Source organism: Cytobacillus sp. (assembly GCF_964223445.1).
GTDB lineage: Bacteria > Bacillota > Bacilli > Bacillales > Cytobacillaceae > Cytobacillus.
On the sequence record NZ_CAXQGS010000076.1, the window covers coordinates 36,825 to 51,476 of the forward strand.

A 14,652-nucleotide genomic window follows, 5' to 3' on the forward strand; every position below is an offset into this window, starting at 1 on the left:
AGAAAGGAGGGTATTATGAAAGTTCTGCTGCTCCCATTATTTCAATTCCCCACTGGACATTCAGAAGTTGCCAAAACGCTTCAGGACCGTATTCGAAGTCAATATCCTGATGCGGAAATCAAAATAGTCGACTTTCTTTCTTATTGCAGTGATAAGCTTGAGAAGCTGGTCTCAGGAATTTATTTAAAAGGTTTCCTGGGTGCCCCTTTCCTTTACAGGGCATTATATTACACCATTATGTATAAGCAGCATCCTTTTAAATTGCAGCCTGATTTACAGGTTCTATCCTATTATTTTGAAAGAAAAATGCAGAAGTTCCTTGATGAGGAAAATCCGGATTTGATATTTTGCACTCATTCTTTTCCATCTGGAATCATCAGTTCTCTAAAACAAAAGGGACGATACCGGGACATTACTGCGGTGAATGTTTACACGGATTTTTTTATAAATGATATTTGGGGAAAACGGGGAATTGATTTTCATTTCGTTCCTCATCCCGAGGCGAAGGAAAAGCTTATAAAAAAGCATCATATTCCTGCTGAGCAAATTTTTGTAACAGGCATTCCTGTTCATTCTGTCTATCACCTTCCGGTTCCATTTAAGAAAGAAAACCGGATACGTCATATCCTGGTTGCTGGCGGAAACAGCGGCTTAGTAAACTGTGATATTCTTGAAGCTATGCAGAAGGCTCCTCATATTCGATTTCTGGTTCTTTGCGGAAATAATGACGAATTATATAGATCACTCAAGACACTGAATTTAAAGCAGATCGAGCCCATTGGATATATTGAAGACCCATATGAAATGAATCAGCTATATAATAAAGCAGATGCTATTTTGACCAAACCAGGTGGAGTTACTATTAGTGAAGCACTGCAAAAAAAACTTCCGATTCTGGTCCATACCTCACTCCCCGGACAAGAGGAAATCAATTTGGACTATTTGCTTGAGAAAAACCTGGTGACTGTCATTTATGAAAAGCATATTGCTGAACAGCTAAATAATGAAGAAGCTATACTTAATCTAAGAAAACACATCGATTCTTATCTCGCAAAGGTCACTTGCCCATTGGATTATGCCATCTTCATTTCGATTAAAAGCACCGGCAGAAGTACGCCTGAAACTGTTCATTCTATTAGAGCCATCCCAACTTTAAAGTGACACTTCGACCAGCGGGGCTTTGGCGGCAGTATGACCCGATAAATAATTTACAGCCTGGAATCTCCAGGCTGTTTTCCATTTCAATCAAACGTTTGATTTATCAATCCTTCTTCATAAAGAATCTCCTCAATACCAGGAACATACCCTTGATCAGCCATGTCCTTCTCGCAGCCAACTGAAAAATAGGTATACGAATATTCATATCCTTCTCCCTGTACACCGCCTGATCCACCATGTGAAATACAGCTTTCTGGTATTGCTTCACGCTTCCCTTTTTCATCGGCATAATAGTACAAATCGTCAATATACCCTTCACTTTGCGGTAAAGAGGTAATGGCATATCCTCTATCATTCACCCGAAATACATCGTACTCCCCTTCTGTCTCTGGAACAGGAGCATTCTCTATTTCATGAACAATTCTCACCTGACCAGCATACCCTTTTGGAATCAGATAAAGGTCATGAGTTTTTTCTTCCAGATCTGCCTGCTGGAGCATCCAAAAGAACACTATCGGCAGGAGGCAAGCGGCAAGGAAACCTGCTGCATTCAAGGTAACCTTCCTGCCCCCTGGCATCTCGCGGTCCCACTTCCTCCACTCATCTATTAAAAAGAAAAGCACCGCAGCAATAAATGCGTAGAAAGCAAACCCTTCCATAATAAAATAAGTGACTGCAGCCAAAAAGGTATGTATAAATGCAGCAGCCGGAAACCGCCATACTGCTAGATTTCTAGTAAGAAACTCAGAAAGCAGCGAAACTGGAACACCGTATATCACATTTCCGAAAAAGCAGTATAAAAAAACCATAACCAGGAAGAAGGAAAACAATCCCCCTTCAGAAAAGAAAAAGAGAAGCCAAAAACCAAAAGTAAAAAGAATGGAAGCCTGCAGGGCAGTTTTTAGTTTTAATCCCAGCATAAGAATTAATTAACCTCCTCTTCTTTGTGAAAAGTTTCACATATATCATAGCATATATACATGGTTATTCCCATACTCACTATGATAACCTTTCATTTTCAACCTGCACAAAATTCTGCCAGGAGGGCCTGCTGCCTAACTAGCAGATCCTTCTTCAATCACCTCTATTGCCCACCTGATACCTTCTTCTGCCATTTTTTCCGGAGGGTTCGTGTGTGGAGTGTACTCCATGACAAAAAATACTTCCTCACATTCCTTGCTAAAAAATCCATCAGTTTCTTAATTTTATGATGACTGCCATCATTCTCATGAGATGGATGCACAGGTACCCAAATATATTTATCGCCCTGGTATTCAACATTATGTAAATGAACGACTCTCACGAACTCGGTCCATTTTTCTATATATTTTATGGCCTTCTCGCCAGCGGCCAATATATAATCCCCGATATCAACACAAAGTCCGAGTCCGTATTTCCTCCATGTCTCTACAGAAAAACGGTCAAGATATTGAATTCCTGCTGGCGATTGTTTGAATCCCAATTTAGGTTCACACACAATCAAAATCCCATATTTCCTCTGGAGAACACTAAGTTTCTTGAGTCCCTCCTCAATGACCTCTGCCGGATTCCTGCTGGTTTCCTTTTTAAAGTAAGGGAAGTGCACCAATATGTATTCAGCCCTAAGCCGGGACATCCTTTCCACTTCCTCCTCAAACTGAATCCAGGCTTCCTCCGGATTCATACTGATCTTTTCCAGCAAATCATATTTGCTTTGCCCCCGGAAAAGAGGCGAATGAAGACCAAAGCTTTTGTTTGTTTTACCCAGCATTTCAATAAAGCAGCGAAAGGCTTCCTCATCTTGAAATTCGCCTATCTCTATATGCGGCAAATGACGTTTAAAAAGTTCATGAAACAGCTTGCTGTCAGACAAAATGACACTTCCCGATATCCCTATATGATGAGCCATAATATCCCCTCTTTTATGCATCTTTATAACAATCTTATCATATCTTCATGTAACTCATTGGAAAATAATTCCGTCTAATCATTAAAATACATGAGGAGACTTTTTATGATAAAAAAAGTGTTTGCTTTCATAATCGGAATACTGTTCTTATTCATTCTTTTTTTCCGAAATGGAATTATTCTGGATTCCATCGGCATTCATTTCGAAAGTCCTTTTGCAAAGAAAATAGCAGTGCCTTCTGATTATTCACAGGCCGATTCAAATCTAAACGGCATTGCCGATCCGCTAGATATGGTCCTGACAGCCAGAAAAGAAGTAGACCAGCGCACGCCATATAAAAGTGCCTACTATGCGGGAGGCTATCCGCCCGATGGCGAAGGTGTCTGTACAGATGTGATTTGGAGGGGATTCCAGGGGGCTGATGTAACCTTAAAGGATCTTATTGATCAGGATATCGCCGAGAATACGGACTTGTATTCAAGAGTGCAGGGCAAGCCTGATCCGAACATTGATTTTAGAAGGGTGCCAAACCAGAATGTCTTCTTTAGCCGCTTCGCAAAGTCATTAACAACTGAACTGAATCCAGGAGATGGTAAGAACCTTCAGCAATGGCAGCCGGGTGACATTGTGGTTTTCCTTTCTCCTAAATTCAACCATGTGGCAATCATATCTGACAAACGGACGAAAGATGGCATTCCATATGTTATACATAACTCCACACCATTTGCAGCAGAAGTAAAACTATCTTCTTTTAAGACTCCCATTACCGCTCATTACAGATGGGATTTTGAAAAAACGCCTGCACTGCCATAAAGCAGATGCAGGCGTTTTTCTTATCTGACTGCTGCAGGATTGCCCGCCGGCCACTCTTCGCAGGTATAAGACATCTCCCAGAAGCCAAGCTCCAGCTGGCAGCTTTTTCGGAAAGCATCCTTCATTCGCTGCCTTTCTTCCGGTGATGCCGCATCAGCAAGCTCATCCAAACGGTTCCTCATATTCATGGTCACAGCTTCGACCCTTAAATTTGCATAAAAAGAGATCCATGGATAAAACGGATGGTTCTCATCTGGCTCATATTGCTTCATGAGTTCAAGCCCAATCTCCCAATAAGTCCATGGACAAGGCAATAATGCAGCAAGGATCTCACCCATGCCGCCTGTGTGGGCATGATACATCATATGCTTAACATAATGATCAGCTGTTGGAGGGAGCGGATAGCCCTGCAATGCTTCGTAATCCACCCCAATCTGCTGGCAAAAATTATGGTGGGGATGTACTTCGCTGTTCAATACAAATTCTATTTGCTGATTAAAATAAGAAATATCCTTACGCTCTGCAGACTTTGAAATGGCAATCCCATAAATATGCATGAACGCATTCAGATACTCAAAGTCCGCTTTAATGTAATGGGCCAGCGCCTCTTTCGGCACGTCCCCTCTCCCGATACCCTGGACAAACGGGTGCTCAAATATCAGCTGAAACAAATCTTCATTTTCTTTGCGCAGAATCTCTGAAAAAGTCATAAAAAATAGCCTCCTTATTCATTACAGAAGCTGCCGGGGAAAAAGCATGAGGATATATAACGAGGTCCTCACTGCTTCCCTGCGCTGGCATTATCCAGATCAGGTTCCAAGGGACAAAGGAAAAGCTCCTTATCTCAGCCGTAGCGCCCCTAGCAGTTTTCTAACATTCTAATTGTTTTTTACCGATTTTCTAACTTGACGTTTTTCGCTCATAAATTTTGGATTTCGCCCATAACTCTTAAAAATCGCTCATAAAGTCAGATTGCTATGCTGCACTCCGCTTATCTGCTTATTCAACTAGCTTCGCCAGCCCAAAATCATCACATATTCTGAACCAAGTTCTTCTCTTTAACCTTTGCCAAAACCATCCAGCCTATGGACGCACCGGCAATGCTGCTGACCAGGAATGGCGGCACAAAGAAGAATGCCCCAGCTGAGCTCCCCATGAGAACCTTTGCAAAAGGTACTGCAAACAATGCACCAATTAAGCCGGTACCTACCACTTCTCCTACAGCAGCCCATATTTTCCGGCCGAACTTCAAATAAAGCACACCTGCCAAAAACGCACCGATCATGCCTCCTGGAAACGCAAGCAGCGTCCCGAATCCAAGCAAATTACGAAGCAGGCCAATCATAAATGCCACAGCTGCTGCAGGCAGGGGTCCAAGCGTCACCGCTGCCAATACATTCACCGCATGCTGCACCGGATAGGCCTTTGCTATGCCTGCCGGAAACCAGAGCAAATGGGAACCCAGTGTCCCAATTGCCACAAATAAAGCCATCGTAGTTAACAATCGGGTTCTGTTCATCTAAACCTCCTTTCTAAAGGGCCGCCTGATTGCTTATCAGGATGAGAAGTATGTATACAAAAAAGCCAGATTCCCATAAGGACCTGGCTTGGTTTAAGTATATGAATTGACATATAGTCAAATCCTACTTCCCTCCGCTGGCATTAACCAGATCAGGTCCATAAGAGTCAGAAAGCTATAACGCGCTTTCCTCTCAGCCCGCACATTCGGGGCACCCCTAGTAGTTGCATAGATATTTAGTTTGATAAGCTATCTCAAGCTTATCAAATTATTCCGGCACTGTCATCAATCTTTTTGCTTAAATACTTTTTTTGATGCAATGTATTAAGAACTCTTCAATTTATGCTCCGAAACTATCGAACCAGCTGCAGACCCGCTACCTCCTTTAGGCTCCCCACCCCTGCCAGAGAAAGCGATACTTTCGTTTCTTCTATAAAGTTGGCAATCACCTTTTCAACCCCAGCCTGCCCGCCAATGGCCAATCCGTACACATATGGCCGCCCCAGGCAAACTGCGTCGGCTCCTAATGCCAGTGCTTTGACCACATCGGATCCTCGGCGAATGCCGCTGTCAAACAATACTGGAATCCGCCCCTTGACTTCCTTCACGATCGGTCCAAGCGCATCAATCGCTGCAATCACTCCATCAAGCTGCCTTCCGCCATGATTGGAAACGATGATTCCGTCTATCCCTTTTTCAACAGCCAGCCTGGCATCTTCCGGATGGAGAATGCCCTTTAATAGAATCGGCAGACTTGTTTTCTCTTTTAGCCTTGCAATATGCTCCCAGCTCAATGTCGGATGATGGATATTATCAAGGATTCCCTGAACTACATCCCCGTCATGGAGAGAGGCCATAAAGACTGGGTCGCTCTCATAGTTTGCTTTTCCATAGCCAAGCTTTAACGGTGAAAAATTGTTTCTTAGATCCGCTTCCCTCCATCCCATCATCACCGTATCAACAGTTAACACAATGGCTTCATAGCCGGATTCCTCCGCTCGCCGCACCATACTGAACGCAGCATCTTCATAATTGGACCAATATAATTGGAACCATTTTGGGCTCGCGCCTGTTGCATTAGCGATTTCTTCAATGGAATAACTGGATACAGTGCTTTGGATAAAAGGAATTCCAAACGCAGCTGCCGCCCGGGCAGATGCAAGCTCTCCCTCACTGTGTTCAAGGCGCTGCATTCCAATCGGTGCCAGGAAAACTGGATAAGGATACGTTCTTCCATATAAATTCACACTTATATCCGGCACTGAAACATCCCTCAGCATTCTCGGTACAATTGAGTATTTTGCAAAGGATTCTATATTCTTTTTCAGCGTTTCTTCTCCGCCGGCTCCTGATTGGACATAGCCAAATCCGCCAGCTCCCATTACTTTCTCTGCTTCTTCTTCCAGTTCCTTAAATGAAATAGGAAAGTTTTCCGCGAAACTAATATTCTCTACTTTTGCCATATTCCAGCCCCGCCTTTTTTGAATTTATTGAAAATAATAACACTTTTTTGGATTTTAAGAAACCATCTAATAAAATCATAGATTCACAGGAATGCAGCCTTTCCTATATAAATTAGCTGCAATAAGCAGGGATTTAATTAAAAATCGTGAATAAACATTTTAACCTTAATGAAATTGGAGTGTGCAAAATGCTAATCAAACAGCCTTTTGATGAATTTCTGAAATTCCATTACGAAAGAATCAGTGAAAGCAATATGAAAGTGACTTTGCCAATCCAGCCGCTCTTTATTAACAGCGCGGGGCTGGTTCATGGAGGCATCATTTCCACTCTTGCGGATGTAGCGATGGGGAATATTTTCGAGCCGGATGAAAACCAGATGCAATCCGTGGTGACAGCTGATTTAAAGGTCACTTTCCTAAAGGGGGCGACAGGTGAATTTCTTCTCGCCAATGCTCACCTTGTGAAAAGAGGGCGCACCCTTAACCACACAGACTGCCTGATTTATAACGACCGGGATCAGCTGGTTGCCAAAGCATCGGGAATCTTCGCATCTATCTGAGTGATTATCCTATCGTTGCCTGAATAGTTTCACTGACAGCGATAGGAGGAACCATTTAAAGCTTACGGACAATCCTTGTAGTTTCTTTTCTTCTTCTTTTTATAAAAGTGAAATACACTGTAAAATACCCCTATCACAACCGAAACGACTAATAAAAGCTGTGAGCCAGATAAAGATAATGCATTGGCCAATGAAAGAGAGTAAGCCAGCAGCAAGGATGTTGCCATTTTGGAAATAGACGCAATTCCCAGGAACTTTTTAAATGAAACACCACCCATTCCTGCTCCAACACAAATGATCTCATCTGGCAATATCGGAATAACAAACAGCAGCATTAGTATGGTGTTTTCATTTTTCTCCATGTATTTTTGGTATTTGATCAGATGCCGCTCCTTTATAAACCGGGATACAAGCTTTAATCCTCCTATCCTTGCAGTCAAGAACATAACAATAATCCCTGATAGTGTACCTGTGAATCCAAGAAAGGCAGCTGCAGCCGGACCGAAAACGGCACTTCCGGCAGGAAGTGTTACGGCTTCAGGAAGCGGCAAAAGAATGGGCTGTAAAAAGCAAACCAAGAAAAAGATGAACTTGCCCTCGGCTTCATATTCCCTAAGCATTCTCTCGAACCCATATGCATCAGTCAGAACAACTATCTTTGTTAAATAAAAGGTAATAAAAACTATTAACAGCAGACTGAACATATAAATCAGTGCCAGTCTGCTGTATTTCAATCGTGAGAACTTGCCTGCAGCAAAAAAGTAAAAATCCATCACTAATATGGCAGCCATGCCTGCAATCATAACCCATTTATAAACGGGCAAAAGTGTCGGCATTAAATTAAGCAATATATGCGATGCTATTAAAATGATAAGTCCATGAAAACCAACCTCAATTTTTCCATTCATACATTTTCCCCTCTTGCTTTTCTTAACTATAGTGTAGAAAAGAATACAAGGAGGTTAAAGCTCCCTTAGCATTAAAATATTCTAAGGCCAGAGACTTAAATATAAAAAAAGCAGGACTGATCCTGCTTTTTTAATACTCTATCTCATCATAATCCTTAGGCTGCGGAACCGGCTGTTCCCCTTTATATTTTCCAAACTCATTGACAAGTTCCCTCTCTTCCTTTGGGCCTTGTGTCTGTTCTTTATTTTGCTCATCTTTTCTGGTCAATTCACTTGCTCCTTCCTTATAGTTCTCTAAATTAATATGTACCAATCCTTGCATTTCACGCATATATAGAAGGATTTTTCAGGCCCTTTGTAAAATAGGTAAAACATCAATTGAAAGGAAGGACTAATATGTTGAAATCCCATAAAACAAGATTGGATCCTAATGGAAAACTACTGGGTGCATACAACGTGATTAATAAAAGTTAATAAGAAAACTAAGCCCCAAGCCCTATCCCAATTTACTGCTCAAGCTGATAGGGACCGCCTTTTTCCCTTGCTACACTTATAAAGTGATTTAACAAGGAGGGAAAAAGGTTGAAAAAGATGGGAACAAAAGCAGCCAGATGGCTAAAAATTCTTCATATCGTTCTGGCTTCCTTATTTTTCGGAGGGATCATGAGCTCACTCGTTTTGAATTTCAACATGAAGTTAGCTGCTTATGATCAAACATTGGACATGTACCAAAACGTGGTGGCTATCAGCGACTACATTGTGCGCACTGGTGCTGTCGGCACATTACTAGTGGGCATTATTTATGGCTGTTTTACAAATTGGGGGTTTTTCAAGCACAGATGGCTAACAATTAAATGGATTTTATTTATTATCCAAACTATTGTCGGCATTACAATTGTTGATGAATTAATGGTGGAAAATCTGGCCCTGCTTGAAGCAGAAGGCAGTAAGGCGCTGACAAATCCTGTTTTCATAGATAATCATACTGTTCGCCAGTATGCCGTCTACTTTCAAATTGCAGTCACCCTTTTCATTTTTGCAATATCCGTCTTGCGTCCGTGGAAAAAGAAAAGGCAAAAATAAAGCTGGCAGTCCATCCCGACTATCATTTTTAAACCAAGCATTTCAATCATACGCTTAATTAATAAGAAGGAGATTCCCATGGTAAAATTAGAACCTTTTACAGAAAAAGATTTCGATTTGCTCATCAGCTGGATCAGCACACAGGAATTAATGGTTCAGTGGAGCGGTGCCCATTTCAAATTCCCGCTTGATCATGAGCAGCTTGCTAAGTATATAAGCTCAGCGAATCTGGAATCCAGCACGGAATATATCTACAAAGTTATGGCAAACGATGAAATCGTCGGTCATATTTCCCTTGGCAGAGTTGACCGTGTCAACGAAACTGCTAGGATTGGCAAGGTTTTCATCTGCCCCGCAGCACGGGGGAAAGGGTATGCTTCAGAAATGATTCATCAAATCCTGAACTTAGCGTTCCAAGAGCTGAAATTAAATAGAATCAGTCTTGGGGTTTTCGATTTTAACCTGCCTGCTATTAAGATTTACGAGCAGGCAGGTTTCCAAAAAGAAGGACTTCTCAGGCAGACCAATAGAGTTAGAAATGATTATTGGAACTTGATAGAAATGAGCATCCTGAAAGCTGAATGGCAGGCCAGCGCCGGGCTCAGGGGTATTCAATCAAACGTTTGATTGAATTATCCTCTACATAAAAAAAACAGGGCGGATATACTCCGCCCTGCTTGATTTAGCTTGCTTTTTCTTCAGCTGGCACTTCCTGTTTTTCCTTGGAGAGGAACCATCCAGCTAGTGCTATTCCAATTAAGACTACATAGAAAGTAACTTTCCATTCGGTCGACTTGGCAAATCCTTCAGGCAGGATCGCCAGCGCCGGATGGGACATTGTATAGACAGCCAGTTTAACACCAACCCAGCCGACAATACCAAATGCTGCAACCTCAAGTCCTGGCCTCCTGTGAAGCAGATCTACAAAGAGGTTTGCAGCAAAACGCATAATGATCAATCCGATCATACCGCCGGCAAAGATGACAAAGAACTTTCCGCCATCAAGCCCCCCTACATGGCCAAGTCCTGAATCCGGAAGAGCCACGGCCAGAGCGACCGCTGCCAGAATGGAATCTACAGCGAATGCTATATCAGCCAGTTCAACTTTAAAAACTGTCAGCCAAAAACCAGATTGTTTCTTTTCCTTCGTTATTTCTGCCTCTTCCTCGCCTTTTTTCACAAGGAACTTTCTTAATATGTGATTAGCCGCGATAAACAGAAGGTATAGCGCTCCAATGGCTTGAACCTGCCATACATCTACTAAATATGAAATCGCAAATAACGATCCGAAGCGGAAAACAAACGCTCCAGCCAACCCGTAAAATAAAGCCTTCTTCCTCTGCTCCTCAGGAAGGTGTTTAACCATAATCGCCAGGACCAGCGCGTTATCAGCAGCCAATAAACCCTCCAGCGCCACAAGCAGCAGCAATACCCATCCATACTCAAGTATGAGTGATAATTCCATCTAAACACCCTCCCTTATTTCACCTTTGTGTATTTTTCGTCTAAACGTTTTTCAATTTTAGCCAGCAATTCCTGATCTCTCAGCAGCTCTTCTTTGTTTTTCTTAATTAATTCTGCAAATGATACTTTTGCTTTTTTCATCTTGGTCTCCTTTCATTCTATTTTTTAAGTATTGAAAGCTTCGCACTGTTTCCCTGCAGTTATGTCGATTGAGGATTTCCATTGCCAGGCTACATCAGGCAATAAAAAAACCTCTACCAGCAAGCGGTAAAGGTTTTAAAAAACAAAAAGACCTTTACCCGAAACAGGCAAAGGTCTTGCTAACAACGTTAAGGTTGCCAACAAAGCCGGGAGCTCTTAACTCCGAAATGACGACTCTGCTGTAAAAGCTACTCCCCTTTAGGAGAAACTATTCAACTATACGTTAATCATATTCTATTTCACTAAAGGTGTCAACCCTTATGCAAATCTGTAATAAATCAGAATGAATGTCGCAAGGGTGAAAATAAAGTTCAGGAAAACAAATACAAATTGATCAGCCTTGGTTTTATGAAGCTTAATAGGCGGGTTATAGAAAGACACTCCTTCAATGATGAAGATAATCAGCACAATATGAATCATAAAATGGCCAATTACTTCTGTCATTCCAAAGAGCATCGTGGTTGTAATAAAAATAACCGTCACCACGAAGCCAACTGCCCGGTTAAGGATCCCTACCACCAGAAGGTAACCGACAACAAACTCAATGAAAGCAGCCATAACAACGAATGCAGCCGGTGCAAAGCCGAATGTGGGAACTCCATGATTGGCTACAATATCGAGAGACATGCTTGGATATACCCATTTTTCAACAGCAACCCAGCATAAAGATAACCCTGTACCTAAATACAGAAATGGAAATCCAACCTGCTCAAGCTTCGTACTGCCGACCAGCAAGACTCCTATAATGGCAACATAATATCCATAATCAAGCATATGGAAAATGCCATTCTGTAGGGTAACGTACACAAATAGCCCCAATAAAATAACGGCTCCGGCCTTTGTAGAGATGTGATGGGGAATAAGCAGAAAGCCAATAACTGCCCAAGTTAGAATCATTGCAATCGTATTGGTTAAATGAAATTCGGGGGCAAATATAGTTCCATTCGTCACCTGAATTATTAATGCTGCAGCTGTACCATACTTAAGGATATACCTGCTGTATTTGCGGAATCCTGAGAGCCAGTCATCCATCATTTTAACTTTGCCCCATTCCGCTGTCCTTGGGATAATCAATGTCAGCATCGCAAGTACAATCGCAGCTGTCAGTGCCAGTCCCATAAATAAAGGTGATAATATATTTTCAATCGTTTCCTTTTGAGGCGTCACATTCGTGAACCATTTCACATGTGCGCTCGCAAAAAAAGGCGTCATGGCAAAACCTGCTATAAATAAAAACTGGAATATTTTTTTCATGATGATCTTGCCTCCCTGATGGCATTTTAGGTAAACAATATAAGTACAGTATTAATATATTATACTTTTCATTCCAGAGGATTATTCAAAAGTGAATTTTAAGTGAAATATTTCACATATGATACGTGAAAAAATACAGACGAACATATCGCCTGCATTTACTCTCCTACTTTTCTTTTTTCAAGGCTGAAAGTACCGGCTTTTTCTCTTCCTTCTTTTCCTCATCTGATACCAAATCCTTTGCCGCACTTTTAAACTCCGTTAAGGTCCGCCCAAATGCCCGCCCGATTTCAGGAAGCTTGGATGGCCCAAATATGATCAATGCAATGACAAGAACAAGAATTAAGCCTGGAATGCCAATGTTGGAAATCATCTTCTCACCGTCCCATTAATGTAATACCTTTTCTCGCTTTTTCTTAAGCTGCTTTTCATGTGCCCTTGAATGAGCGTGATGGCGATCTTCCTCCACCTCAGCAGATATTCGAACTCCCTGAGGGACAGCTGTAGCCGAAACCTGCTTCAAGCCAGCCTGGTCTTTTTCAAAGACTAAGGATGCTCTCGTTGATATATCCGCCCCAGGCTCTGTTACAAAAGGAAGCACCCGATAATCTGTACGCCATTGCTCTGGTGTTACCCGGCAGCGGACATAGCCTCTATAATTATTAAAGAATTTAATATGCGGATTTTCTGCAAGCGTCTTTTCCGTATCCGCTCTCACATCTGATCCGTTTCCTCCTGATGTGATAGAGGTTCCGACAAATTCGGCCCCAATCAGCTTTGCATTTGGATCATTATAGTCTGTTAGAATATTGGAAGCCCAGCTTGCATGTACATCTCCAGTCAGAACAATTAGGTTTCCGATATTGTTTGAAACAGCAAAATCAGCCAAACGCTGCCGGGCAGCAGGGTAACCATCCCATGCATCCATGCTGAACTTCGGCGAAGCCATAGTCCCGAAGTTTCTCTGGGCAAAGAACACCTGCTGTGCAAGGACATTCCAATGCGCATTGGAACTGGCAAGATTGCTTTCAACCCATTTTTCCTGGTCATTGCCGAGAAGAGTGCGGTTTGGATCAAGGGACTCCGGCGTATGCGGCTTGCTGCCATCACCATTTGCCTGATCATCACGATATTGCCGGGAATCAAGCACAAGGAATGATGCCAGGCTGCCATAGCTGAATTCCCTATACAGCTGCATACCATCACCATTTGGCATGGAAGATAACCGGAGAGGCATGTGCTCATAATATGCCTGATAAGCGGCTGCACGGCGTTTTATAAATGCTTCAGCTGACTGGCCTTTTTCCGGAATCCCTGCTGCATAGTTATTTTCCACTTCATGGTCATCCCAAGTTACCACCCAAGGGAAAGCAGCATGAGCTTCTCTCAGATGCGGATCAGATTTGTACTGAGCATGGCGGTTCCGATAATCTTCAGTAGAGATAATTTCCGGTCCGCTATGGTGGCGGACATTTCCTGTTGGTGAAATATATTCATTTGGTCCATATTCATATATGTAGTCGCCAAGGTGAATGACAAAATCCAAATTTTCCTTTGCCATATGCTGATAGGCAGTAAAAAATCCATGTTCATACTGCTGGCATGAAGCAAATGCAAATGATAGCCCTGATACTTTGGCACCCGCAGCAGGAAGTGTCTTTGTTTTGCCGATTGGGCTTAGTTCATTTCCACATTTAAAACGATAATAGTATACAGTGTCCGGCATTAAGCCTTCTGCCTCCACATGCACAGAATGCGCCAAATCAGGCACTGCAATTTCTGTCCCGCGTTTAACAACTTTTCGGAAATGTTCATCTGCAGCAAGTTCCCATTTAACTGGCACAGCATGAGAAGGCATCCCTCCTCCATTAAGCGGTTCTGGTGCAAGCCTTGTCCATAAAACCACACTGTCCGAAAGAGGATCTCCTGATGCCACACCGAGGGTAAAAGGATATTTGCTGAACTTAGGAGAAGCCTCAACTGTTAGATTACCCACACCTAATGATTGCGCCATAGCCAAGGCAAGAGAAAAACCGGCAATTTTCCCTGCACCAGATAGAAAGCTCCGGCGGTCAATGTCCCTCTTCAAGTTCTCTTCATTAAACTTCTTGATTAAATCATCAATCGACCTATCATTGTTCATTTTCTTCACCTCTTAATTCAAACTGGATTCACAATTGATTATAAGAGGCTTTTTTTAAAGCAATATGAAGATATGTAAAGGAGGATGACAATATCTCTGCCAATTTTAACAGGACTTTTGTAAGGATATGGATATTTATTCAACCGATATTCTAGACTTGCGGTCAAAATACCTTTGTACCTCTGTAACATTTGTCCC

17 protein-coding genes and 2 riboswitches are annotated in these 14,652 nt (G+C 42.2%); of the genes, 5 read left to right on the forward strand and 12 right to left on the reverse strand.

All coding sequences use genetic code 11. The annotated features are described in order from the left end of the window. Positions 1-15 precede the first annotated feature (15 nt). The gene (locus tag ACEQ1T_RS14595) at positions 16-1,161 is read left to right on the forward strand and encodes a hypothetical protein (protein ID WP_370223496.1); all 1,146 of its coding nucleotides are present in this window, start codon (positions 16-18) and stop codon (positions 1,159-1,161) included. An 80-nt stretch (positions 1,162-1,241) separates the two neighbouring features. Here ACEQ1T_RS14595 and ACEQ1T_RS14600 read toward each other — a convergent pair whose 3' ends face one another. Continuing rightward, positions 1,242-2,078, reverse strand: a complete 837-nt coding sequence (locus tag ACEQ1T_RS14600; protein ID WP_370223497.1) for a hypothetical protein — start codon at positions 2,076-2,078, stop codon at positions 1,242-1,244. 164 nt (positions 2,079-2,242) lie between these two features. Beyond that, the gene (locus ACEQ1T_RS14605; RefSeq protein WP_370223498.1) at positions 2,243-3,046 is read right to left on the reverse strand and encodes a sugar phosphate isomerase/epimerase; all 804 of its coding nucleotides are present in this window, start codon (positions 3,044-3,046) and stop codon (positions 2,243-2,245) included. Between the two features lie 105 nt (positions 3,047-3,151). On the opposite strand from ACEQ1T_RS14605, the gene ACEQ1T_RS14610 reads away from it, so the two are divergent. Then, positions 3,152-3,859 carry a DUF1287 domain-containing protein gene (locus ACEQ1T_RS14610; protein WP_206845298.1) on the forward strand — a complete coding sequence of 236 codons (708 nt, stop codon included), beginning with the start codon at positions 3,152-3,154 and terminating at the stop codon, positions 3,857-3,859. 20 nt (positions 3,860-3,879) lie between these two features. Here ACEQ1T_RS14610 and tenA read toward each other — a convergent pair whose 3' ends face one another. From tenA to ACEQ1T_RS14625, 3 genes are all read right to left on the reverse strand, one after another. Further along, complete coding sequence (gene tenA, locus ACEQ1T_RS14615; RefSeq protein WP_206845301.1) at positions 3,880-4,569, reverse strand: thiaminase II; 690 nt, start codon at positions 4,567-4,569, stop codon at positions 3,880-3,882. Between the two features lie 59 nt (positions 4,570-4,628). Further along, a riboswitch (TPP riboswitch) is annotated at positions 4,629-4,730 on the reverse strand. 159 nt (positions 4,731-4,889) lie between these two features. Further along, entirely contained in the window at positions 4,890-5,378 is a 489-nt protein-coding gene (gene thiW / locus ACEQ1T_RS14620) for an energy coupling factor transporter S component ThiW (protein WP_206845303.1), read from the reverse strand. Between the two features lie 112 nt (positions 5,379-5,490). Beyond that, positions 5,491-5,607: riboswitch (TPP riboswitch) on the reverse strand. 124 nt (positions 5,608-5,731) lie between these two features. Further along, a complete protein-coding gene (locus tag ACEQ1T_RS14625) occupies positions 5,732-6,841 on the reverse strand; it encodes an alpha-hydroxy-acid oxidizing protein (RefSeq protein WP_206845306.1) in 1,110 nt (369 codons plus the stop codon). A 188-nt stretch (positions 6,842-7,029) separates the two neighbouring features. On the opposite strand from ACEQ1T_RS14625, the gene ACEQ1T_RS14630 reads away from it, so the two are divergent. Next, on the forward strand, positions 7,030-7,401 hold the full coding sequence (locus ACEQ1T_RS14630; protein ID WP_206845308.1) for a PaaI family thioesterase: 372 nt from the start codon (positions 7,030-7,032) through the stop codon (positions 7,399-7,401). A 62-nt stretch (positions 7,402-7,463) separates the two neighbouring features. Here the strand turns inward: ACEQ1T_RS14630 and ACEQ1T_RS14635 are convergent, their stop codons facing one another. Together ACEQ1T_RS14635 and ACEQ1T_RS14640 are read right to left on the reverse strand one after the other, a co-directional pair. Next, positions 7,464-8,309 carry a TVP38/TMEM64 family protein gene (locus ACEQ1T_RS14635; RefSeq protein ID WP_370223500.1) on the reverse strand — a complete coding sequence of 282 codons (846 nt, stop codon included), beginning with the start codon at positions 8,307-8,309 and terminating at the stop codon, positions 7,464-7,466. Between the two features lie 130 nt (positions 8,310-8,439). Next, positions 8,440-8,577, reverse strand: a complete 138-nt coding sequence (locus tag ACEQ1T_RS14640; protein WP_206845312.1) for a hypothetical protein — start codon at positions 8,575-8,577, stop codon at positions 8,440-8,442. A gap of 323 nt (positions 8,578-8,900) precedes the next feature. Here ACEQ1T_RS14640 and ACEQ1T_RS14645 point away from each other — a divergent pair, with 323 nt between their 5' ends. Together ACEQ1T_RS14645 and ACEQ1T_RS14650 are read left to right on the forward strand one after the other, a co-directional pair. Next, the gene (locus ACEQ1T_RS14645) at positions 8,901-9,392 is read left to right on the forward strand and encodes a DUF2269 family protein (protein ID WP_244671319.1); all 492 of its coding nucleotides are present in this window, start codon (positions 8,901-8,903) and stop codon (positions 9,390-9,392) included. 78 nt (positions 9,393-9,470) lie between these two features. Further along, positions 9,471-10,019: a GNAT family N-acetyltransferase gene (locus tag ACEQ1T_RS14650; RefSeq protein ID WP_206845317.1), complete on the forward strand. Its 549-nt coding sequence runs from the start codon at positions 9,471-9,473 to the stop codon at positions 10,017-10,019. A gap of 55 nt (positions 10,020-10,074) precedes the next feature. Here the strand turns inward: ACEQ1T_RS14650 and ACEQ1T_RS14655 are convergent, their stop codons facing one another. From ACEQ1T_RS14655 to ACEQ1T_RS14675, 5 genes are all read right to left on the reverse strand, one after another. Further along, positions 10,075-10,857 (reverse strand): TerC family protein, encoded by a 783-nt coding sequence (locus ACEQ1T_RS14655; RefSeq protein ID WP_206845320.1) that lies wholly within the window; start codon positions 10,855-10,857, stop codon positions 10,075-10,077. Between the two features lie 14 nt (positions 10,858-10,871). Next, a complete protein-coding gene (locus tag ACEQ1T_RS14660) occupies positions 10,872-10,997 on the reverse strand; it encodes an FbpB family small basic protein (RefSeq protein ID WP_197204417.1) in 126 nt (41 codons plus the stop codon). Between the two features lie 318 nt (positions 10,998-11,315). After that, the gene (locus tag ACEQ1T_RS14665; RefSeq protein ID WP_370223502.1) at positions 11,316-12,311 is read right to left on the reverse strand and encodes a hypothetical protein; all 996 of its coding nucleotides are present in this window, start codon (positions 12,309-12,311) and stop codon (positions 11,316-11,318) included. Between the two features lie 166 nt (positions 12,312-12,477). Further along, positions 12,478-12,684, reverse strand: a complete 207-nt coding sequence (locus ACEQ1T_RS14670) for a twin-arginine translocase TatA/TatE family subunit (protein WP_206845324.1) — start codon at positions 12,682-12,684, stop codon at positions 12,478-12,480. 15 nt (positions 12,685-12,699) lie between these two features. After that, entirely contained in the window at positions 12,700-14,454 is a 1,755-nt protein-coding gene (locus ACEQ1T_RS14675) for an alkaline phosphatase (RefSeq protein ID WP_370223503.1), read from the reverse strand. Between the last annotated feature and the right edge of the window lie 198 nt (positions 14,455-14,652).